General features: G+C 52.6%; 20 protein-coding genes. 4 read left to right on the forward strand and 16 right to left on the reverse strand.

Annotated elements, in window-relative coordinates; all coding sequences use genetic code 11:
- The 4 genes from AB1611_07675 to AB1611_07690 form a co-directional block, all read right to left on the reverse strand.
- The coding region (locus tag AB1611_07675) for a hypothetical protein (protein MEW6379472.1) at positions 1-242 on the reverse strand (242 nt) is incomplete at its 3' end.
- A 139-nt stretch (positions 243-381) separates the two neighbouring features.
- Positions 382-1,176: a TlyA family RNA methyltransferase gene (locus AB1611_07680; GenBank protein MEW6379473.1), complete on the reverse strand. Its 795-nt coding sequence runs from the start codon at positions 1,174-1,176 to the stop codon at positions 382-384.
- A gap of 226 nt (positions 1,177-1,402) precedes the next feature.
- The gene (locus tag AB1611_07685; protein ID MEW6379474.1) at positions 1,403-2,374 is read right to left on the reverse strand and encodes a hypothetical protein; all 972 of its coding nucleotides are present in this window, start codon (positions 2,372-2,374) and stop codon (positions 1,403-1,405) included.
- On the reverse strand, positions 2,371-2,964 hold the full coding sequence (locus AB1611_07690; protein MEW6379475.1) for a D-sedoheptulose 7-phosphate isomerase: 594 nt from the start codon (positions 2,962-2,964) through the stop codon (positions 2,371-2,373). Before AB1611_07690 ends, AB1611_07685 begins: the two co-directional genes overlap by 4 nt.
- A 130-nt stretch (positions 2,965-3,094) precedes the next feature.
- Between AB1611_07690 and AB1611_07695 the strand changes: the two genes are divergently transcribed.
- The gene (locus AB1611_07695) at positions 3,095-3,799 is read left to right on the forward strand and encodes a PilZ domain-containing protein (GenBank protein MEW6379476.1); all 705 of its coding nucleotides are present in this window, start codon (positions 3,095-3,097) and stop codon (positions 3,797-3,799) included.
- An 18-nt stretch (positions 3,800-3,817) separates the two neighbouring features.
- Here AB1611_07695 and AB1611_07700 read toward each other — a convergent pair whose 3' ends face one another.
- The 10 genes from AB1611_07700 to AB1611_07745 all read right to left on the reverse strand — a co-directional run bounded on the left by AB1611_07700 (position 3,818) and on the right by AB1611_07745 (position 14,998).
- On the reverse strand, positions 3,818-4,474 hold the full coding sequence (locus tag AB1611_07700; GenBank protein MEW6379477.1) for a phosphatidylserine decarboxylase family protein: 657 nt from the start codon (positions 4,472-4,474) through the stop codon (positions 3,818-3,820).
- Positions 4,475-4,478: 4 nt separating this feature from the next.
- Positions 4,479-5,471 carry a ketol-acid reductoisomerase gene (ilvC, locus tag AB1611_07705; GenBank protein MEW6379478.1) on the reverse strand — a complete coding sequence of 331 codons (993 nt, stop codon included), beginning with the start codon at positions 5,469-5,471 and terminating at the stop codon, positions 4,479-4,481.
- Positions 5,472-5,578: 107 nt separating this feature from the next.
- On the reverse strand, positions 5,579-6,472 hold the full coding sequence (locus AB1611_07710; protein ID MEW6379479.1) for a hypothetical protein: 894 nt from the start codon (positions 6,470-6,472) through the stop codon (positions 5,579-5,581).
- Between the two features lie 86 nt (positions 6,473-6,558).
- Positions 6,559-7,086: an acetolactate synthase small subunit gene (ilvN, locus tag AB1611_07715; protein MEW6379480.1), complete on the reverse strand. Its 528-nt coding sequence runs from the start codon at positions 7,084-7,086 to the stop codon at positions 6,559-6,561.
- A gap of 49 nt (positions 7,087-7,135) precedes the next feature.
- Positions 7,136-7,618 (reverse strand): acetolactate synthase small subunit, encoded by a 483-nt coding sequence (ilvN, locus tag AB1611_07720; protein ID MEW6379481.1) that lies wholly within the window; start codon positions 7,616-7,618, stop codon positions 7,136-7,138.
- The gene (gene ilvB / locus AB1611_07725) at positions 7,619-9,301 is read right to left on the reverse strand and encodes a biosynthetic-type acetolactate synthase large subunit (protein MEW6379482.1); all 1,683 of its coding nucleotides are present in this window, start codon (positions 9,299-9,301) and stop codon (positions 7,619-7,621) included.
- Between the two features lie 15 nt (positions 9,302-9,316).
- Positions 9,317-10,984, reverse strand: coding sequence for a biosynthetic-type acetolactate synthase large subunit (gene ilvB, locus AB1611_07730; protein ID MEW6379483.1), 1,668 nt, complete (start codon positions 10,982-10,984; stop codon positions 9,317-9,319).
- 90 nt (positions 10,985-11,074) lie between these two features.
- A complete protein-coding gene (ilvD, locus tag AB1611_07735; protein MEW6379484.1) occupies positions 11,075-12,730 on the reverse strand; it encodes a dihydroxy-acid dehydratase in 1,656 nt (551 codons plus the stop codon).
- A gap of 114 nt (positions 12,731-12,844) precedes the next feature.
- Positions 12,845-13,078 (reverse strand): hypothetical protein, encoded by a 234-nt coding sequence (locus tag AB1611_07740; GenBank protein MEW6379485.1) that lies wholly within the window; start codon positions 13,076-13,078, stop codon positions 12,845-12,847.
- A 21-nt stretch (positions 13,079-13,099) separates the two neighbouring features.
- Entirely contained in the window at positions 13,100-14,998 is a 1,899-nt protein-coding gene (locus AB1611_07745) for a tetratricopeptide repeat protein (GenBank protein MEW6379486.1), read from the reverse strand.
- A 169-nt stretch (positions 14,999-15,167) separates the two neighbouring features.
- On the opposite strand from AB1611_07745, the gene mutM reads away from it, so the two are divergent.
- Positions 15,168-15,995: a bifunctional DNA-formamidopyrimidine glycosylase/DNA-(apurinic or apyrimidinic site) lyase gene (gene mutM, locus AB1611_07750; GenBank protein ID MEW6379487.1), complete on the forward strand. Its 828-nt coding sequence runs from the start codon at positions 15,168-15,170 to the stop codon at positions 15,993-15,995.
- Positions 15,996-16,037: 42 nt separating this feature from the next.
- On the opposite strand, the gene AB1611_07755 is transcribed toward mutM, so the two are convergent.
- Positions 16,038-17,048, reverse strand: coding sequence for a porin (locus tag AB1611_07755; protein ID MEW6379488.1), 1,011 nt, complete (start codon positions 17,046-17,048; stop codon positions 16,038-16,040).
- Positions 17,049-17,377: 329 nt separating this feature from the next.
- Here AB1611_07755 and AB1611_07760 point away from each other — a divergent pair, with 329 nt between their 5' ends.
- Positions 17,378-18,814 carry a hypothetical protein gene (locus tag AB1611_07760; GenBank protein ID MEW6379489.1) on the forward strand — a complete coding sequence of 479 codons (1,437 nt, stop codon included), beginning with the start codon at positions 17,378-17,380 and terminating at the stop codon, positions 18,812-18,814.
- Here AB1611_07760 and bamE read toward each other — a convergent pair.
- Positions 18,781-19,152, reverse strand: coding sequence for an outer membrane protein assembly factor BamE (gene bamE, locus AB1611_07765; protein MEW6379490.1), 372 nt, complete (start codon positions 19,150-19,152; stop codon positions 18,781-18,783). The genes AB1611_07760 and bamE overlap by 34 nt on opposite strands.
- A gap of 149 nt (positions 19,153-19,301) precedes the next feature.
- Between bamE and ftsH the strand changes: the two genes are divergently transcribed.
- Positions 19,302-21,155 (forward strand): ATP-dependent zinc metalloprotease FtsH, encoded by a 1,854-nt coding sequence (gene ftsH / locus AB1611_07770; GenBank protein ID MEW6379491.1) that lies wholly within the window; start codon positions 19,302-19,304, stop codon positions 21,153-21,155.
- The last annotated feature ends 50 nt before the right edge of the window (positions 21,156-21,205 follow it).

Below are 21,205 nucleotides of genomic sequence, written 5' to 3' on the forward strand. Positions count from 1 at the left end.
TGAGAATCGATTTTCTGGTTTATCTGTACGATTTGAGAATCGATTTTCTGGTTTAATTGGCTACTCAGGTTATCGATCCTCTGACCCAGATTATCAATCCTCTGATTCATAGTATCAAGACGTTGGTTAAAATACCGGGAGCTTTCCTCTTGTCGATGTTTAACCTCATCAATGGCTGAATAAATATCATCCAGCGTAACTCTCTTGAATACCCTGGCTGTTGTGGCTAATGGATCATTCATCGTGCGCCCTTTCAGTTTTTCTACACACCCTATTTACAATACCCAATATATCACCAAGCAATGATCAAGATCAATAGTAAAAACTGGAGTAGATGACCTTGATTATCTCCATTATCAACTCCCCCACTGCAGCTCAGCATCAACGCTGCTGAATGGCCAGCTCGATTGCCTCAAGAGTTGCCTGTTCTCCGGACCGGGCCAGGCGGAGCAGAAACTCCAGGTTCCCCTTGGCCCCGGTGATTGGCGATGTCACCAGGCCCCGGAAACACAGGCCAAGGCTTTGAGCATAATCGATGATTTCCCGCAGAACAGTGGCATGTTTTTCAGGATCGCGGACAATCCCGTTCTTGCCTACCTGGCCTTTGCCCACTTCAAACTGGGGTTTGACCAGGGCCACGATTTCACCTTCGGCAGATAGAAACTCTTTGACTACCGGGAGCACCAGACGCAGGGAGATGAACGAGACATCGATAGTGACCAAATCGAAAGGTCCGGAAAAATCTGACGGCACCCCGTGCCGGACATTTACCCGCTCGCGGTGAACCACCCGCGGGTCGCGGGCGATCCTGGGGTCCATCTGGCCATATCCGACATCAAGGGCATAAACCCGGACAGCGCCATGCTGGAGCAGGCAATCGGTAAATCCGCCGGTTGACGCTCCGATATCCAATGCCCTCTTATCCTGGACATCCAGGGCAAACTCGCGCAAAGCCCGCTCAAGCTTGAGCCCACCCCGGCTCACATACGGGTTGTCCGATTCCCTGACTGTCAGTGGAGCCTCAAGGGGCACCAATTGGCCGGGTTTTTCGATCCGCATCTCGCCGCTGAATACACAGCCAGCCATAATCAGGGCCTTTGCCTTCTCCCGGCTGGGCACAAGACCCCGGTCAAAGAGGAGCTTATCAACCCGCTCCCTTTTTCGAGAACTTTTCATGGTACTACACCCGCTGTTTTTTCATTTTAGGCTCGACAAAGAGATCGCCTGCAGTATCCGGTGGGGCAAAAAAGCAGCCCCACCCTCCATATGCCTTGGTATTTCTCCCGCAGAGACGCAGAGACGCAGAGGATAGCATTTTCGGCCATTCTCTGCGCCTCTGTAGTGTCCTTTGCCTTTGTCTTTGTTTTTGTTTTTTTGTAGCATTCGCAATTGAGAACCGCTATCAGGCCCCCAGCCGTTCCAGGATGGCGGCAGCCAGAAGGGGGATCATGATTTCGTGATGACCGGTCAGGGAGTACCCCTTTCCGCCGCCAATGATCGGCCTTCGGACCACATTGGTATTGGGGCGGTAGTGCTGGATGAAATCCAGGTTCACGGTGGTAAAATCACGTAAGGGGTAGCCAAGATTCCGGACCAGGGTCAGGGCTTTCAGGAAAACTTCGGGCAGGATAACCGCAGAGCCGATATTGAAATACACACCGCCTTGATGCAGCGAGGTGATAACCGAGCACAGCAGCCGGAAATCCAGCATGCTCCCCTGGCCCAAAAGGTCTGGCCGGGCTTCAGGATGCATATGGATGATATCTGTCCCGATGGCTATATGGACCGTTGCCGGAATCCTCAACCGGCAGGCGGCTGCAAGGAGACTGGAACCGACATGGGGAGGGTTAAGCTCAACGAGATATTTGCCTATGGATTCACCGAGGCCAAGCCCTGATTCCACTCCTTCATTGATGGCCTGATTGATCTGTCTGCCGGTCTCTTCGGCCATGCCGAATTCTCCCCCGACAATGGCCTGATCGACATCTTCCGAGGTCTGACCATGAATGGCCAGTTCATAATCATGGATAATCCCCGCTCCATTGAACGCCAGGCCGGTTATCACGCCCCGCTGCATCAGGTCGATCACAACCGGACTTAAGCCGCACTTGATCACGTGGGCACCCATGGCCAGAACAACGCCCTTGCTTTCTCTGACAGCCTGGACCACCCGGTCAATCACTTCGAGAAAATCCTGGCCAGCCAGAATCCTGGGCAGCCCGTCCAGGAATTGGGAAAATGTCTGGCCCTGTTTCCCTGGTTTGGCAAACAGCTCTATCCTCACCTTGCTCTTTCGCTCGGCCAGAGGTTTTGTCCTGAGCTTTTCAAACTTCAGGGGCGAGAATGACGCTGGAGAAGATGGTTTTTGACTCATGCGCCTTTTGCCCCTTTCGGAAAAATCGCTTCTTCCACCAATTCACAGATGGCATGACCAATGGTGATGTGGGTTTCCTGAATGCGGGGCGTTTCCCGGATGGGAACAATGAGGCAAAGATCAGCCGCAGCCTTGATCTTTCCTCCGTCGCCGCCAAGCAGGGCAATAGTATAGAGCTCCATCTCCCGCGCTTTTTGCAGCCCCAATAATACATTGGGTGAATTGCCGCTGGTGCTGATGCCGATGGCCACATCTCCTTCCCTCCCCAGAGCCTCGATCTGACGGCTGAAGATGTGATCATAAGCAGCATCGTTACTGATGCTGGTCAGAACCGAGCTGTCAGTAGTCAGTGCGATGGCGGGCAATGCCGGACGATCGTATAAGAACCGGTTGACAAACTCCGCAGCCAGATGCTGTGCATCGGCTGCGCTGCCGCCATTTCCAAACAGCATAACCTTGCCGCCGCTCTGCAGGGAGAGTACAATCCGCGAGACAGCGGTTTCCAGAAGGTTGAGGTTTGATTTCAGGAAAACTTCTTTGGCCTCGATGCTTCGTTGAAATATTTGCTTCAGGCGATTTTGCAGGTCCATATAACTCCTTTGCCCTTGTTAAGTGAGGGTACTTTATGCTTGACGGTCCTTTTCGTTTCTGATATATCCTGTATAGATTTTTTTACCCGCTTCGGAGATATTCACCCACCCGCGATGGAGACATTCACCCATGGTCAAGGGAAAAATCCTTCTGGTTGTCACGGATGAAGCGAACAGGACAAAGTATGATCATTATCTGAAAAATATTACTCCGTTCGACCTGGCATCCGGATTGAATGAAGCCTACCAGCAATGTCTGAAGAGCTACTACGATTTAATCCTCGTCGATTTGAAACTGAGTCTCGGTCATGGAAGGCTCTACATTGAAAAGCTCAATTCCCTGTCGCATTCTCCTTCCATCCTGAAAATCAGGCCCCGGCAGGACCAGGTGGATGTCCTCCTCATGGAGCAGCGGGCGGTTGAGCGCCTGGATATTTTCCTCCAAAAGTTTTTTGCCAAACTTCAGGAGGAAGAAATCCTTGCTGCCAATGCCCGCAAATACAAGCGATACAGGTCTATCCTGCGGGTACTGATCAGGCAGGATCACTCTTCCGATTTTCTGCGGGCTAATACCCTCAATATATCCCAGGGGGGAATGTTTATCACCACCATATTTCCTTTCCAACCCGACCTCAGGCTTGAGGTCCAGATTCATGATGTGGCACCAGAGCCGATTCAAGCCGTTATTCGGGTTGCCTGGATGAGGCCCTGGGATGTCCCCCATCAATTGCCGGGCATCGGAGTCCAGTTTCTCTCATTCGCCCCGGAATCGGATCAGTATGTCGTCATGGACTATCTCAATAAATACCATGAGCAGCATAGAGGCGACAAATGAGGCGCACAAGCCTCTTTGTCATACTTTGTTCGGCAGCGAGGAAAAGCGTGCCAAAACACTCTCCCCGGCTTTTACCCGGTCTCCGACCCTGGTGATAATAACCGTATTCTCCCGGGGCAGGTATAAATCGACCCGGGACCCAAACCTGATGAGACCAAATCGCTTGCCCTTGTCCAGAGTGTCATCTACCTCTGCCCAGCACACGATCCTGCACGCCACCTGCCCGGCGATTTGAGTCATCCGGACCGGCCCTCCTGCAGTATCGAGCATCAGCGTGAGCTGCTCATTCAAAAGCGAGGCCTTCTCCCGGAAGGCGGGAAGAAATTTCCCGGGGTTATACATTTTTTTCAGGACCTTTCCCCGCAAAGGCATCCGGTTGACATGAACATTGAAAAGAGACATGAACACGCTGAGTTGAATGCCGGGGCATCCCAGAACATCTCCAGCCGGGATCTCGCGAATCTGGATCAGCGTGCCATCTGCTGGAGAAACAATCAGGTGCTCATCTTCCGGGGCCGTCCGCTCCGGATCGCGGAAGAAAAAGAGCACAAAGAGGGTCACAAAAAAAAGAAGCCCTGCTGCCAGGGGAAAACCTGTCAGCAGAGCCACAATCGTCAATGCAGCAAAAAAAAGAATAAAGGGAAAACCTTGTTTAGCTATTGGAATACGCATCATTACTTCACTTTTTCAGCCAGCTCATCATTCCTCGAATTTTTTGGCCAATCTGCTCTATCAAGTGCTCTTTCTGAATTCTCCGTTGAGCATTCAGCACCGGCCGGTTGGCTTTATTTTCAAGAATCCATTCCCTGGCAAATTCTCCTGATTGAATTTCGGCTAAGATCATCCGCATCTCATCGCGCACATCTTCGTTGATCACCCGGCTTCCCCGGGTCAAATCCCCGTATTCGGCAGTATCGCTGATTGCCTGCCGCATGCCGGAGAATCCCTTGGCATAGATGAGATCGGTAATCAGTTTTACCTCATGGAGGCATTCAAAATAAGCGATCTCCGGCTGATATCCAGCATCAACCAGGGTATCGAAACCGGCCTTGATCAGCTCCGTCAGGCCGCCGCACAAAACCGCCTGCTCACCGAACAGGTCCGTTTCCGTTTCCTCGGCAAAGGTGGTTTCCAGAACTCCCGCTCTGGTAGCTCCGATTCCCTTGGCATGAGCCAGGGCCAGCTCCTTGGCCTTCCCGCTGGCATTCTGCTGGACCGCGATCAGGGCTGGCACGCCATTGCCCTGCTCATAGGTCTCCCGGACTAAAAATCCCGGTCCCTTGGGCGCTACCATATAAACATCAACATCGGAGGGCGGCACAATCTGTCCGAAGTGGATGTTGAAGCCGTGGGAAAACACCAGGGCTTTGCCGCTGGTCATATGATCTTTGATATCCTGGGCATAAACATCGGCCTGATATTGATCGGGAACCAGGACCTGAATCACGTCGGCCCTGGCTGCCGCATCCCTGGTAGGCATGACCGTAAAGCCATCTTTTTCAGCCTGACTCCACTGCCGGCTTCCCATGATATCACTGATGATTACCGTGAGGCCGCTGTCCTTCATGTTCCTCGCCTGGGCAGCTCCCTGGTTTCCATAACCTACTACGGCAATGGTTTTGTCCTGGAGATACTTTAAATCAGCATCCTGCTCATAATACATTTTAGCCATTATATAACCTCCTTTTGTTTATTGCAAATGGGGAATGTACGATTTTTTCATCCCCTTTTCCTTGAGAAAGCATGATTTCGGTTTGATCCGCGACTGGCTGCCAGAGGCTAGAAGACTACTCCGATATGTAAGCCGTACATATCAGCTTCCGATCTTGGCTGGGAGAGGTAACGATATCTATCCCACATTCTGACTTTAACCGGGTCCGATTGGGAGAATCTCAAAGTTTCGTAAAAGAAGCTGGCTCTGATTCCCGGAAATCGAGACTTTTGCCAGGCAACACCTGTTTCAAAATAGTAAGAAACCTCTTCCCCAGGCTTGATTGTGACATGCTCACCTTCCACTACATCATCTGATGTGTTTTCATTATCCAGGGGAATTTTGGCTACAAATTCAATGAATCCTTTAATGCCATGCCTGGGAAAGACCATATCACCCCGGATGCCTAATGGAGCATAAATGCACGTCCATGTTTCCGTATACCCATGTACGTAGGTTGGATATAGATCATCGCTCTCCTGATACGTTGTATCGTTAATGTCTCTGTCCCAGTGCTTAACACCTAACCCGGCAAAGGGGCCAAATTGGACAAAGAGACCGTCGGAGATGTTGGAGTTTCTCGGTATGGTAAATCCTGGTCCGACGGTAAGCTCAGGCCTGTAGCCGAAATAGTCTACGTCGCTCGTTACCGGGTCGCCGCCCCAGGTTTGCCCGTCATAATCCACCGTGCCGCCAAATATCTCCAGCTTGCCTTTCAGCATCAGATGGACAGCGGTTTTTATTTTCGGCGGGATTTTCCCCGAGAATGTAAAACCTGCACCATAGATCGGGCCGGTTTCTTCCAGAAGACGTTCTCCATACTCATTGTATTCTGCCCATCTGTAGCTTTCTATTTTCTGATACACATTGAATTTAAATTCACTGGATCCACCGGCGGCATAACAATCCGTCATGATCAACATCGATAATAGAATCAGTGCTGCTCCAGCCAATCGCTGCATAATGGGTCTCTTTTCCCCTGATGAGCGTGGAAGCTCGTATGGCTTGATAACTCCAGATATTCATCAATCATCACTGACCACTGATTTTACTCCCCGTTGGCCGCTGCCTCCTGGATCCTGGCTCCGGAGCTCTTTTCCTGTTTTCCCCTCGACATGGCCACTTTCCCTGTCCGGGCGATTTCCTTGATGCCGATGGGTTTCAGCAGGTCGATCAGGGCATTGATCTTGCCCTCATCCCCGGTGACTTCCATAGTCATGGTTTTGGGATTCACATCAACGATCTTTCCCCGGAAGATGTCGGAAATCCGCAGAATCTCCGCCCGGTGAGTCTGAGGTGCGTCCACCTTGACGAGGACCATCTCCCGCTCCACATAATCGCTCTGAGTCAGATCACTGACCTTGATTACATCCACCAGGCGGCGCAGTTGCTTGATCACCTGCTCGATAATCTGGTCATCACCGCTGGTGAGAATGGTCATCCGCGAAATGCTCGGATCAATGGTCTCACCAACCGACAGGCTGTCGATGTTGAATCCCCGGGCACTGAACAGACTGGAAATCCTGGCCAGTACTCCGAACTTGTTCTCCACAAATACAGATATGGTATGTCGCACGATTCTCCCTCTCCTCTTGTGATAGCTGCTTCTTTAGATCGCTTGCTATTTATTCACTGCTTTTCATGGCCAGGGCAATCATGCCGGTCCTGGCCATTTCGCTGATGCCGAAAGGATTCAGCAGGCGCATCAGATTCTGGAGCACCCTTTCGGTTCCCGAAAGCTCAAGGGTGATAGTGTCTTCCGACATGTCAACGACTTTCGCTCCAAAGACATTGGCAATCTCGATAACTGACCCTCTGGTCTGGAGCGTGGTTTTGACGGTGATAATGGCCAGCTCTCTGGTGATAGCCTGATCATATTTCAAATCGGTGACATTCAACACATCGACCAGCTTGTTAACCTGTTTCATGACCTGGTCCAGTACCAGATCGTCTCCGGTGACCACGATAGTGATCCGGGTGACATCGGGATTTTCCGTTACCCCGGCAGCCAGGCTTTCGATGTTATATGAGCGCCGGGTAAACAGACCTACCACATGCGACAATACTCCGGGATGATTTCTTACCAGAACCGAGATAATGTGTCTCATTTACTCTTTCCTATCCAGCATATTATGGATGGCCCCTCCGGGCGGCACCATGGGGTAGACATTTTCCTCCGGGTCAACATGAAAATCGATAACCACCGGGTGATCCTCGGCAATAGCCCGCTCTATGGCGGAAGGCACATCTTCGGGTTTTTCCACCCGGATGCCAAGCGCCCCATACCCTTCGGCAATCTTGATGAAATCCGGGTTCCCGTTGAGTGTGGTCTGAGAATACCTGCGGCCGTAGAAAAGCTCCTGCCACTGCCGGACCATGCCTAAAAATCCATTGTTCAAAATGGCTATCTTGACATTGACCTTATTGTAAACGGCAGTGGCCAGCTCCTGAATATTCATCTGGAAGCTGCCGTCTCCGGCGATATCGAACACGATGCGGTCCGGACATCCGATCTTGGCTCCGATTGCAGCCGGAAATCCATAACCCATAGTCCCAAGCCCTCCTGAAGTGATAAAGGTCCTGGGCCGGGTGCTTTTGAAATACTGGGCTGCCCACATCTGGTTTTGCCCTACCTCGGTGGTGATGATCGCCTCACCGCGGGTTTTTTCATAAATCTGCTCAACGACATATTGGGGGCTGATCACTCCCTCTTTCTTCGGATAGGAAAGAGGAAAATCCCTTTTCCACTGGGCAATCTGCGAAATCCACTCTTCGTGGGCCTGGGGTTCGACCCGGTCAGCCAGCTCCTGAAGAAGGTCCCTGGCCTGGCCAATGAGACAAGCATCCACCTGAATGATCTTTCCCACCTCTGCCGGATCGATATCGAGATGGACGATTTTCGCCTCTTTGGCAAAGGTCGAGGGCTCCCCGGTTACCCGGTCATCGAACCTGGCCCCGACTGCAATCAAAAGATCACACTTGGCGACCGCGTAGTTGGCATACCGCGTTCCATGCATGCCCAGCATTCCCAGGCTTAAGGAATGGGTTTCCGGAAAACCTCCCTTGCCCATCAGGGTGGTGGTTACCGGCATCTGAGCCTTCTCAGCCAGTCGCAGCAAAGCCTCATGTGCTTTGTCTGATTTGATGACCCCGCCTCCGGCATATATTACCGGCCGTTTGGCGTCCCGGATCAGTGAAAGGATCTTCTCAAGCTGCCGATCCCGTTCGACTGGATCAAGATGCGGCCTCCTTTGCGGCAGGGTCAGCGCAGGAACCGGCGGATCATCGATCTGAATGGTCTGGACATCCTTGGGAAGGTCGATCAGCACCGGCCCGGGCCGTCCGCTGATCGCCAGATGAAAGGCCTCATACATCACCTCTTTTAATCTGGATGTCTCCTTGACCAGGTAATTATACTTGGTTACCGGAATGCTGATGCCGTAGATATCCGCCTCCTGGAAGCTGTCAATGCCCAGAAGGTGTGTTGAAACCTGGCCGGTAAAGGCAACCACGGGAACGGAATCCATAAAGGCGGTCGCCAGTCCGGTGACCAGGTTGGTGGCACCGGGGCCGGAGGTGGCCATGCAGACACCTACCTTGCCGGTGGCCCGTGCATATCCATCCGCTGCATGGATTGCACCCTGCTCATGCCGCGAGAGAATGTGGCGGATCGGAGCATGATAAAGCTCATCGTAAATTGGCAGCAGCACTCCGCCTGGATAGCCGAACATCGTATTCACGCCATGCTCAAGCAACGTCTCGACAAATATTTTCGCACCTGTTTTTTTCAAAGGGGAAACCTCTCCTTACGATAACATCATTTCCTCGATCCCTGCACCGGCAGGGACCATGGGGAACACATTTTCCTCACAAGCGACCCGAAAATCGATAACCACCGGCTTATCAACCGAAATAGCCTCGCTGATCACCGTGCGCACTTCATCCGGCCTGCTGGCCCGAAGACCCACGGCTCCGTAGGCCTCGGCCAGTTTGACAAAATCCGGAGCACACTTGAGACAGATACCGGAGTAGCGCTTGTGCATGAATAACTCCTGCCACTGCCGGACCATTCCCAGACACTGGTTATTGATGATCGCTATCTTCACCGGCAGGTTATGCTGCACTGCCGTAGCCAGTTCCTGGAGGACCATCTGGAAGCTGCCGTCTCCGGCAATATCAAAGACCAGCTTGTCAGGGCAGGCAACCTGGGCACCGATGGCTGCCGGAAATCCGAAGCCCATAGTCCCCAGACCTCCGGAAGTTATCAGGGTCCTGCGGTCATTGAATTTATAGTAATGGGCCACCCACATCTGATGCTGGCCGACATCCGTGGCAATAATGGCCCGGTCCTTGACCAGCTCGTAGATCTGCTCGATCACGTACTGGGGCTTGATGGTTTCATCATCCTGCTGATAGGAAAGCGGAAAATCCCTTTTCCATTCTCCGATCCGCTCGATCCAGGCCGCATAATCGCCGGGAACCACGTTTTTGTTGATTTCCCGGAGAATCAGTCTGGCATCGCCGACAATCGGTATATGGACCCGTACGTTTTTACTGATGGTTGCAGGATCGATATCGATGTGAACATATTTGGCCTTGGGAGCGAATTTTTCCAGTTTTCCCGTAGCCCGGTCATCGAACCTGGCCCCGATGGCAATCAAAAGGTCACAATCCGTGACCGCCAGATTGGCATACTTGGTTCCATGCATGCCGAGCATTCCCAGAAACAGGGGATGGTCGCCGGGAATGCCTCCCAGGCCCAGCAGGGTGCTGGTAACCGGGATACTGGTTTTGGTGACCAGATCGAGCAGCTCCTGGGCCGCTCCGGAACGGATGACCCCTCCGCCGGAATAGATGAGCGGACGTTTGGCCCTGGCAATCAATTTGAGGGCCGATTCGATCTGTTTGGGGTGCCCGACATAGTTTGGCTTGTAACCGCGAATCGAAACCTCGGCAGGATAATGAAACTCGGTCTCGTCCAGGAGCACATCCTTGGGCAGGTCTACCAGCACCGGCCCCGGTCTTCCGGTGGTGGCGATATGGAAAGCCTCTTTGATGGTTCTGGCCAGGTCCTTGACCTGGCTGACCAGGTAATTATGCTTGGTAATGGAGCGGGTAATGCCGACAATATCCACTTCCTGAAAGGCATCGTTGCCGATCATGCTGGTGGGGACCTGGCCGGTAAAGACCACGACCGGGATGGAATCCATAAAGGCGGTGGCCAGGCCGGTCACGGTGTTCGTGGCTCCCGGACCGGAGGTGACCAGGCATACTCCCGGCTTTCCGGAAGCACGGGCATAGCCGTCAGCGGCATGAATCGCTCCCTGCTCATGCCGAACCAGAATGTGCTTGATATCCGATTCCAGAAACTGGTTGTAAATACCCAGGATCGTTGCTCCGGGAAAGCCGAAAACATGACTTACCTTTTCTTCCTTCAGACTGCGAATAAATATTTCCGATCCGCTGATTTTCACGGGTTGCTCCCATCATTTTGGTGGTCTATGGATGTTCGTGGGGTGGGAAAGAAAATAACGGCAGATGCAGATACATTCCCCAACTCGCTCTTATTTTCGAAGAACAGCTCCCGTATTGGCCGAAGTCACCAGTTGTGCGTAGCGCTTGAGATACCCTTTCTGGACCCGGCCTGCCGGAGCAGTCCACTGCCTGCGTCGCTCAGCTTCTGTTTTTTCATCCACCTCCCAGATCAACTGTCGGGCAGGAATGTCAATCGTGATCCGATCTCCATCCTGAATCAGGGCAATCGGCCCTCCCTCCATAGCTTCAGGCGAGACATGGCCGATGCAGGGGCCTCGTGTTCCTCCCGAAAACCGGCCATCGGTAATCAGAGCCACCGATTCGGTCAGGCCCATGCCAACCAGGGCAGCCGTGGGAGAGAGCATCTCGCGCATGCCCGGACCTCCCTTTGGTCCTTCATATCGAATAATCACCACACTGCCTTCGGAAATTTGTTTATTCATAATAGCCTGCATGGCTTTCTCTTCGGAATCGAACACCCGGGCCTGGCCGGAAAACCGCAGGGTTTTTTCACTCACCGCCGACTGTTTGACAATGGCGCCATCCGGGGCCAGGTTTCCCCGCAGAACCGCAATTCCTCCCTCGGCATGATAGGGGTTATCCAGAGAATGAACGACATCCTCATCGAAGATCTCTGCCTGTTCGGCGATCCGGACAATGGACTGGCCGCAGACGGTCGGATTATCTTTGAGCTTGCTGGCAAGCCTTTTCAATACTGCCGGAATGCCACCGGCGAATTCAAGATCTTCCATAAAGTGCTCACCACCCGGCCGAAGACTGGCAATATGTGCGGTATCCCTGCTCAGGCGGTCAAAAAGCTCAAGCGGAGTATCCACTTCCGCGTCTGCGGCAATGGCCGGGATATGTAAAACCGTATTGGTCGAGCCTCCAAGGGCAAGGTCAACCCGAATGGCATTCTCGAAAGCCGCCGGTGTCATGATCTGCCGGGGGGTAATTCCATCCCTGATCAGAGACACTACCTGTCGTCCGCTTTCGAAGGCCAGTCTTTTCTTTTTGGCCGAGACAGCCAGAGCGGTAGCTGAACCGGGCAGTGACATGCCAAGGGCTTCGGTAATGCAGGCCATGGTATTTGCCGTATACATTCCCTGACACGAACCGGCTCCAGGGCAGGCCTCGATTTCAAGTGCCTCGACTTCCTCTTCAGAAATCAATCCCTGCTGACACTTGCCCACTGCCTCAAAGGTATCCCGGACCAGCGATAACCTTCTGGTCTTATACCGTCCGGAAATCATCGGACCGGCGGTGACCACGATGGCCGGGATATCGAGCCGGGCTGCGGCCATTAACATGCCGGGCGTGATTTTATCACAATTGGTCAGCAGGATCAACCCGTCCAGACAATGGGCCGAGGCAATGGTTTCCACCATGTCGGCGATCAATTCCCGTGACGGCAGAGAGTATTTCATCCCCGAATGACCCATGGCGATTCCGTCACAGATGCCGGGAATGCCGAACAAAAATGCATACCCTCCGCCGGTATGGATCCCCTTCTCAATGGCTCTTTCCAGGTCTCGCATACCCACATGCCCCGGAATCAGGTCGGTAAAGGAGGAAGCGATTCCTACCTTGGGCATATCCAGTGCGCTTTTGGGAAATCCGGTTCCGTATAATAAGGCCCGGTGCGGTGCTCTCTCTAATCCTTTGGTAATGTCTTGACTCTTCATCTTCCCCTCGAATTTTTGTTAAGAATAGAGAAACCGGGAGTCAGGAGTCAGAACACAGGAGTCAGGAGGAAAAGTATTTATTCTGACTTCTGACTTCTGACTCCTGACTCCTCCTTAATGAATTTGATTGCGGTATTGGCGAATAATCTGGGCCATGCGGTCCTTGGCCTGGAGTTTGAGTTTCTTGAGATCGGTTTGTTTAATCACCTGATCCTGGGTCAAGTGGTGGCTGCCGGCTAAAGATGCCAGTTCCTGTTCGTAGTGCTGATGAAGACTTTCCAACTGCCTGAATTCCCGGTTTGTCATTCGCAAAGAGGCTTTTATATCTTCTTCATACTGCTGGTCCAATCCCAGGGTCCTCCTTTGGTTTTATTGGGGAACAACTCTGTATCCATCACGTAAAGCAGTCAGTACCTCCTTCAACCTGGCCGGTGATTTCCTGGTCCTGATCAATTCCCATTTTTCCCTTTCCATCTCCTGCTTCTCCGCCTCGGTCAGGATGCGGACATAGGGAATATCAGCCAGTTCCTTACCTCCTAATCGGAAAGAAGAGACCCTTTCACCGGAGGGTAAAATATCGCTCTGGACTTTGGACAGGTATAACCTGGCCAATTCTTCAGGAGATTGCGCTTTGGCCTGGGTGAGTATCTCGGTAATCTCCTTCTGCATCTGGCTCATGACCAGAGGTACCAGGTCAGCGGCCTGGACATCCCTGGGGATGATGGTTTCAAGAAGAATTTCCCGGCCGCCGGATGGCTGGGCCGCCGGGCCTGCGGAAGCCGGTCTGGTCTGCGTTGCCTGCGGCAGAGGAACAGCGGCTGCCGGTTGCTGGGCAGGGGACTGAGGTATGGCCGCCGCTGCCGGAGACTGGGCAACAACTGCCGGTGCCGGAGGCTGGACCGCGACTTCAGGAGATTGGGAAATAATTGCCGATTGCAGCTCCGCTTGCCGGGTTTCAGTGCTCCTGGCCTCGTCTTTGGCCTTTGCCGGGGTATCCGCAGGGACAGGGAGAAATTCCTTGATATAATAATCTCCCTCTTTCTTTCCCCTGTTCAGAGCTTTTACTGCCGGTACCCTGGCTGTCGCCAGGGCAGGTGCGGCTGTCGGCTGAGATGCAGACTGGCTGCCGCTTTGCGGCTGCTCTTTGGCCTGCCTGGTCTGCGACTGGTAAACTTCTTCTGCTCTTCCCAGCCAGATCCTCACCTGGGCCGCATCCCGGCTGTTCGGGGATTCGAATTGCAGGAACTGCTGATAGTAGCGGATTGCATTGGCATAATCCTTCAGGCTGAAATCATAGGTCTTGGCAATATTATATAAAGCATCCGTATACTGCGGATAAATCTGCAGCGCTTTCAAATACTCTTTCACCGCTTCTTCAGGTTTCCCCATGTTGTTGTATTCGTTCCCCTTCTCTTTATATGCCCGGGCCTCTTCCTCCGGTGTCCGGGGGGCGGGGGCAGCCTGCTGCTGGCTCAATTCGGCGGGGACCGGCTGAATCTCCTGGGGTGCTGCCTGCTGTGGCGCCGCTTCCTGCGGCATTGTCTCTTGCCCGGGAAGAGCAGGGGAAGGAGGAATCGCGGCCACTGCTGCCGGGCTTTCCACCGGGGCCGGGCTTTCCACCGGGGATGCCGGTGGCTGCTCTGCCGCCTGGCCAGCCGCCTGGGATGGCGCGGGTGCGCTCTCCTGAGCGGATGAGGCTGCTGCCTGCGCGGTTCCCTGGGGAGCCATCACTGTCCCCTGGGATACTGCCGTCTGCTGAGACGGAGCTGCCACCTGAGCCGCTACCTGCTGGGATGATGAAGAGGCTTTTTGATCGCTCTTCGCCGGGGGTACCTCTTTCGCCTGTGCCGATTGGGCCTGCTGCGCTTGATGTGCTGCTTCCTTTGGCCGGGTATTTTTTGCAGCAGCCAGTTTCTGTCCGGCCTCAGTCAGCCATTTTTTGACCTGCTTGCCATCGGCAGTGTCACCTTCGAGCTGAATGAACCGTTTGAAATAAGAAATTGCCTTGGCATAGTCCTTTAAATCCAGGTAGTAGGTCAGACCTGCATTGTACAGGGCATCGGTAAATCCGGGATACAGCTTGATGGCTTTTTCATATTCGGCAATCCCTTTTTCAAATTCCCCTTTCTCACAGTATTCGTTTCCCTTTTGATTATGATTTTTCGCTTCTTTGGGAATGGTCTGCGCATTAGCCATCCGGATACAGGACAAACTGATAAAGCTCATAAATATCAAGAGGAAAACCGCAAGCCGCCTCTTTTGTATCATGGTACATCCTCCTACAGACAAGAAGTATAAAGTATTCAGTAATGTTTTGTTTCAATTTATCATAGGAAAAGAGCTTATGTCAAGCACAAATCCTGACCTTGATTTTTACCGGCCTTTTGTATTATGCTGGCTTTTTATGCTCGTAATCTGTTATTTGTGAGGAGATTTTATGCCGGAACTGCCGGAGGTCGAAACCATTGTCCAAAGTCTGCGGCCACGCATTCTGGGAAGAAAAGTCACTGACCTGAAAATTTACCTGCCCAAGATCATCGGTGCTGCGGGGCAGGGTGTCCCGGAGAATCTGGTCGGTAAAACCCTGGTCAACGCCTTCCGCTGGGGGAAAAACATCATTCTGGAATTTTCAAAGGGATGGTATGCCCGGATTCATCTGAAAATGACCGGACAACTGCTGGTGAATCTTCCCCGGGATCCTGTCCGCAAGCACACCCATGTCATTTTCTCGCTCGACGGAGGAGAGCTGGAATTACGGTACCGGGACATCCGGCAGTTTGGATACATCCAGATCCTGACTGCTGAAGAATGGACGAAGTGGCGCGATGGCAATTTTGTCGGACCCGATCCTCTGGAAATCTCCTTTCCCTGCTTCCGGGAAAGGCTTCAGTCCAGGAGAGGAAAAATCAAGGCCGTACTGTTGAACCAGGCTTTCCTGCGGGGCCTTGGAAACATTTATGTGGATGAAACCCTGCACCATGCCGGGATCCACCCGGAAACCCCGGCAGCCCGGTTATCCACCGAAAAGATACAAGCTCTCTACCACACCATGCAAAGCGTTCTTCAGGACGCTATCCGGCATCAGGGATCTTCAATCCGCGATTATGTTGAATCATCAGGAAAGCAGGGCCAATATCAAAACCAGCACCTGGTTTATGGCCGGTGTGGCCTCCCGTGCCGTCGATGCAGCACCAGGATAGAGAAAATTCAGGTGGCGGGCCGCAGCACCTGTTTCTGCCCACGGTGTCAGAGGAGAGGGGGGTGAGGGGGAGTGGGGCGGCGTGCCTGCCCCACTCCCGAAAAGAATTCAGAATTCGAGTCTCAACCGGAGAGTCCAGTCCTTGACGTTTGATACATCCGCATCTTCCACTTCCGTAACCCGGTATTCAGACATCAGGGTGACATGCTCATGCAGCTCATAATTGATTCCCGCACTTACCCGGTATTCCACACCTACCAGTGAATCAGGATCATAATCCTGGTAACCATCCACGCCATCATCGTATCCTTCAAACCTGCCGACCAGCTCCAGTTCCGGCTGGGGCTTGAAAGCTCCGGAAATGGAATAGGCCGAATCCTTGGAGCGGCCCTGGTCTCTTTCCAGTGCCTTGATATATTCGGCATCAAAGGTCAGACTATCCTGATATGCCGCCGACAGGCTGGCCCCCAGAGAATCGTTGCGGTCATTCACTCCCTGCTCTGAATCAAAGTAAACACTCATTTTGAGGAATTCCCCCGGAGCAAAGGAGGCATTGACCATATAATTGCCAAAATCGTTTTCAGGTTCAGCCAGGTTAGGATCTGCAAAGCGGGCCTCCCTGCTGGAATAGCCGGTCACGGAAACATCCACACCCTCGATTTCCTCCAGAGCAAAGATAAAACTCACTGCCGGGGCATTGATTTCATAGGCATCCTGGGTCAGGGGGTCTGTGGTCAGGTGATTGTTGAATACTCCAAAGGGAAGGTACCACTTTCCGGCCATGATGGTCAGAGGCTGATCAACCAGCTTGGACAACGTCAGGTAAGCTTCATCCACAACAAGGTTGTAACTCTCTTCTTCATCTCCACCTTCGTATTCATAATTAACCAGAGCATGGGCTGAAACATGCTCGTCGAGCTCACTGTCGATGGACAGCTCAAACAAATCCAGTTTGAGGTCACTGGAAGTATCGGTATTCTTTTGCTTTCCCCCGAACAGGTCCACATCAATGGTTCCGCCGATCTCCAGTTTCTCAGCCCGCGCCCGACCAGCAAAGCTCAGTGCACAAGCCAGGAGGACACAAATAAAAACCGTACGCAAGGTATATTCTTTTCCCATTTTTTTCTCCTTCTCTACCTTTCTCTTATTTGAACCACGGTATTTCTGCCTGCTTTACCAATCCAACGGAAGGCATGATCAGCCTTTCGTCATAGCGGATGTCCCGAAATTAATAATAAACTATAATAAGTTATAATACTTCGATCTTTCTGTCAAGCATTTTGCTGTTCTGTTGCCGGTCACGGAATGCGAAATAGACAGGAACCCCATAATATAGTTATAAATATTATTAAATTTTATGTCTATTTTTATTATTCGCTTGACTCAGGAATGAAGTGTGTTTACTATTGAATCATTCACTTTTATTTAAAAAGTTGAGGAATTTGCCCATGGCTACTGACATGGTTCAGGAGATCAGGTTAAGGACCTCGATTGTGCTTTTAGCCCTGGTTGTTGGTATCTCCTGCATTATCAGCATTTCCTCTCTGGGTGGATGCGGCGGAGGCGGTGGGAACATCACTCACGAGAATCCTGGACCTGGAGGACCTGGCCAGGTGCCGGATGAGGAGATACCCATCGAGGTGCCTGCCGACTCCTGGGGGCAGCTTCCTTTGGTCAGGATCATGGCCGAAGGTGAATTGAAGCCGAAGATCAGGGCTGTTTTCGACAGCGGGGGCAATGTGCACATCTCGTGCCTCCACGCCAGCGGCATCGATGGAGAGTACCAGCTCAGTTGTCTGTCCTGGAACTGGAAAAACTTTCTGAATCCTGCCGGGCAGGAACTGGAGCCTGTTGCCGGTATCGACAATTGCCAGGTTCCGGCCTTTACCCTGACCAGGGATAACTGCCCGGTGCTCGCCTACCGGGGAGGAACACTGCGGGGGTGCAGCGGGGAAGAGCCGCTGCTGGAGTCAGATGCCATAATCAGTCTCAGGGAAAAAGGTGCCTGGTCATCCTGGACCGGTGCTGAAGGAGTAGCTGAAAAGGATTCTTCTGTGGGGCTTGCGGGGACTGAAGTGTCGATAGTCACTGATTCGAAGGGATATATCCACCTGAGCTATCAGCTTCTTTCCGAAAGCTGCCGGGATAAAAGCGTATCTGCGGACCTTTATTATCTCAAAAAACACCGCTCATCCCTTGGGAGCGGGGTTCTTGCGGAGAGGGTGGAAGAAGAGGACCGGAATGGCGAACGCCATTTCCTCGGAGCCCATTGCAGCATTATCCTGGACAGGGCTGAGAACCCGGTGATTTTCCACTTTGCCGAGTTTTCAGACCGGACAAAGGGACTTCGGGTTGCCCGAAAACGATCCGATGGAACGTGGAGGAGCGAATGGATTGAGCAGGGATGCGAGGCAGGGTGCATTAGCTGTGCCAGAGACGTCAAAACCGGATATATTGGAGTCGCTTACCAGGTAAAGAGCTATACGCCTGACAGTGGCCGGGACGATATTTACTGCTTGCGATATGCGGTTGCGGATGAGCAATTCTCCACCTGGGAACTCATGATGGTGGATGACAGTGTAAGGTGTGGAGATTATTGCAGTCTGGCCTTCGACTCACAGGGATGTCCGGCCATCGCCTATTATGAGATACAGAACCTCGATCCCCCATACCCCTTGAAAAACCTTAAATTTGCCTATCTCAAGAACGGGTCCTGGAATACGGAAGTCATTGCTTCGCAAGGGGATATCGGCCTGTATAACAGTTTATGGCTGGATAAAGATAACCGGGCCTTCATCTGCTCCTGCTCCACTACGGACGAAACGGTTTACCTTTTCTATCGGGACCTCGCTCACCGGTATGATTCCGGTGAATCCTCCGAATAAGTCGAATTGAAGGTATAGGAAGCCACAATGCCCTGGTCATCAAATCGTACGATAAGGTCGCGTGTCTTTGGACTTCCGAACAGGGAATATCGATAGTAGGCGTAGGTCCAGGTTTTCATCCCATCATCAATTCCTGTACGCCACGGAGTCCCGAAGAGGCGGTCAACCTCCGCCCGGCTTGTCTTTCCTTTTTGGAGCTGATACACGGCTGCAACCGGAAAATCACGGCCAATAGTGACACAACCGGCTGCCGTAGCCAGGGTTGATACCGCAAGTATAAGGCAGGCACGGCAGGCAATTCCACCTTGCTTTCCGGCATGTCTTCCGAGTTCTCTCATAGTCGATTCCCCATCTTTCTCACTTATAGATCGGTAAGATCTGAAAATTGTTGATACCTTCCATGAAAAAGCCGAAAATACATGAGGGAGAACAACTTTTTGATTTGCCTGTGATATCCGTGGTCATTTTTTCATGAGGATTTTCAGCTATGGAAGGAAAAAGGGGACCTTCGGTGTCAGGGGTACCGGGCTGGTGGAGCACCCTTGTGTGGCCGCTTGTCCTTCTTATCCTGATTGTATATTTCCTGGGTGTCTACAGTACCAGAGAAGCCGGGGTAATATCCTACTCTGATTTCAAAAAGAACGTGAGTCAGGGGAAGGTATCGGAAATAACCTTCAAGGGCAGGGAAATAACCGGGACGCTTAAAGGGCCACAGCAGCCTCATGAGAGGGGACAGTATTTCAAAACCATCATGCCTGCTGTCGATGACCCTGAGCTCCTGGAGCTTCTTGAAAAAAATAACGTTATCATCAAAGCCGAATCGGGAAACAATGCCTGGTTCACTACTCTCCTCCTCGCTTTCCTTCCCTGGATCCTGATCATCGGTCTTTTGGTTTATAGCACCAGGAAAATGGGGGACCGGCTGGGCGGGGCAGGGGGAGGGCCGTTTGCATTCGGCAAATCCAGGGCCAGGCTCTACACCAGGTCGGATGTCAGGATTACTTTCCAGGATGTGGCCGGGCTCTCCAGTGCCAAAAAAGAGCTTCAGGAAATCGTTGACTTTCTGAAAAGGCCATCAAAATACCAGATGCTGGGTGGTGAGCTGCCAAAGGGTATCCTGCTGGTAGGACCTCCGGGAACGGGAAAGACATTGGTGGCACGGGCTACTGCCGGAGAGGCGGGGGTCCCTTTTTTCAGTATCAGCGGCTCCGAGTTTGTCGAGATGTTTGTCGGCGTCGGCGCAGCCAGAGTGAGGGATATGTTCAATAGAGCCAAAAAAGAAGCCCCTTCGATCATTTTCATCGATGAGATGGACTCCATCGGCCGCGTCCGGGGCACCGGGCTGGGAGGGGGCCATGATGAGCGGGAGCAGACCCTGAATCAGATCCTCTCCGAGATGGACGGCTTTGCCCCTCATGAATCCGTGATCGTCATGGCGGCCACGAACCGGCCTGATGTCCTCGATCCCGCCCTGGTCAGGCCCGGACGGTTCGATCGCCACATCACCCTTGAGCTTCCCCAGAGGAAAGCCCGTCATGAAATCCTGCAAATCCATACCCGGAAAATGCCGCTCACTCAGGATGTGAACCTGGACAACCTGGCTGGCAGGACAGCGGGATTTTCCGGAGCGGACCTGAAAAACCTGGTCAATGAAGCTGCCCTTTTGGCCGCCCGTAAGGATAAGGTGGCGATCGATACCGGGGACTTTGACCAGGCCAGGGATAAAATCATCATGGGTGTCAAGCGGGATGAGATGGTCAGCGATAAGGAAAGAAAAATAATCGCTTATCATGAGGCTGGCCATGCCCTGCTGGCCAGGCTCCTGCCAGGGGCGGACCCCCTGGAAAAAGTAACCATTATCCCCCGCGGCCAATCTCTGGGAGCAACCGAGCAAACTCCCAAAGAAGACCACTACAACCTGAGCCGCTCGTACCTGCTCAACCGCATAGCCATTATGCTGGGAGGAAGAGTGGCCGAAAAGCTCGTCTTTCAGGATATCACCTCCGGAGCAGCCGACGATCTGAAAGAGTCCACCCGGCTGGCGCGGCGCATGGTTTCCCAGTGGGGAATGAGCGATAAGCTTGGCCCCATTACCTTCTCACGGGGTGAGCCCCATCCGTTTCTGGGCCGGGAGCTTACCGAGCTGAAGGATTTCAGTGAGATCACCGCCCGGCTGATCGATGAGGAAATACAAAGGATTGTCCAGGATATGGAAAAGAAGGCGGAAGCGGTCCTGCATGCAAACCGCGACAAACTGGATACCCTGGCTCAAGGCTTGCTGGAGCATGAGAGCCTGTCAAATGAGGAAGTCGATCAACTGCTGGGATTCATCGGGCCGTGATCTCCAAGTGCACACCTGAGAGGTGGGCAAACCGAGCTGTTTTGCTATTC

Source organism: bacterium (assembly GCA_040755755.1).
In the GTDB taxonomy this organism is placed as follows: Bacteria; SZUA-182; SZUA-182; order DTGQ01; family DTGQ01; genus DTGQ01.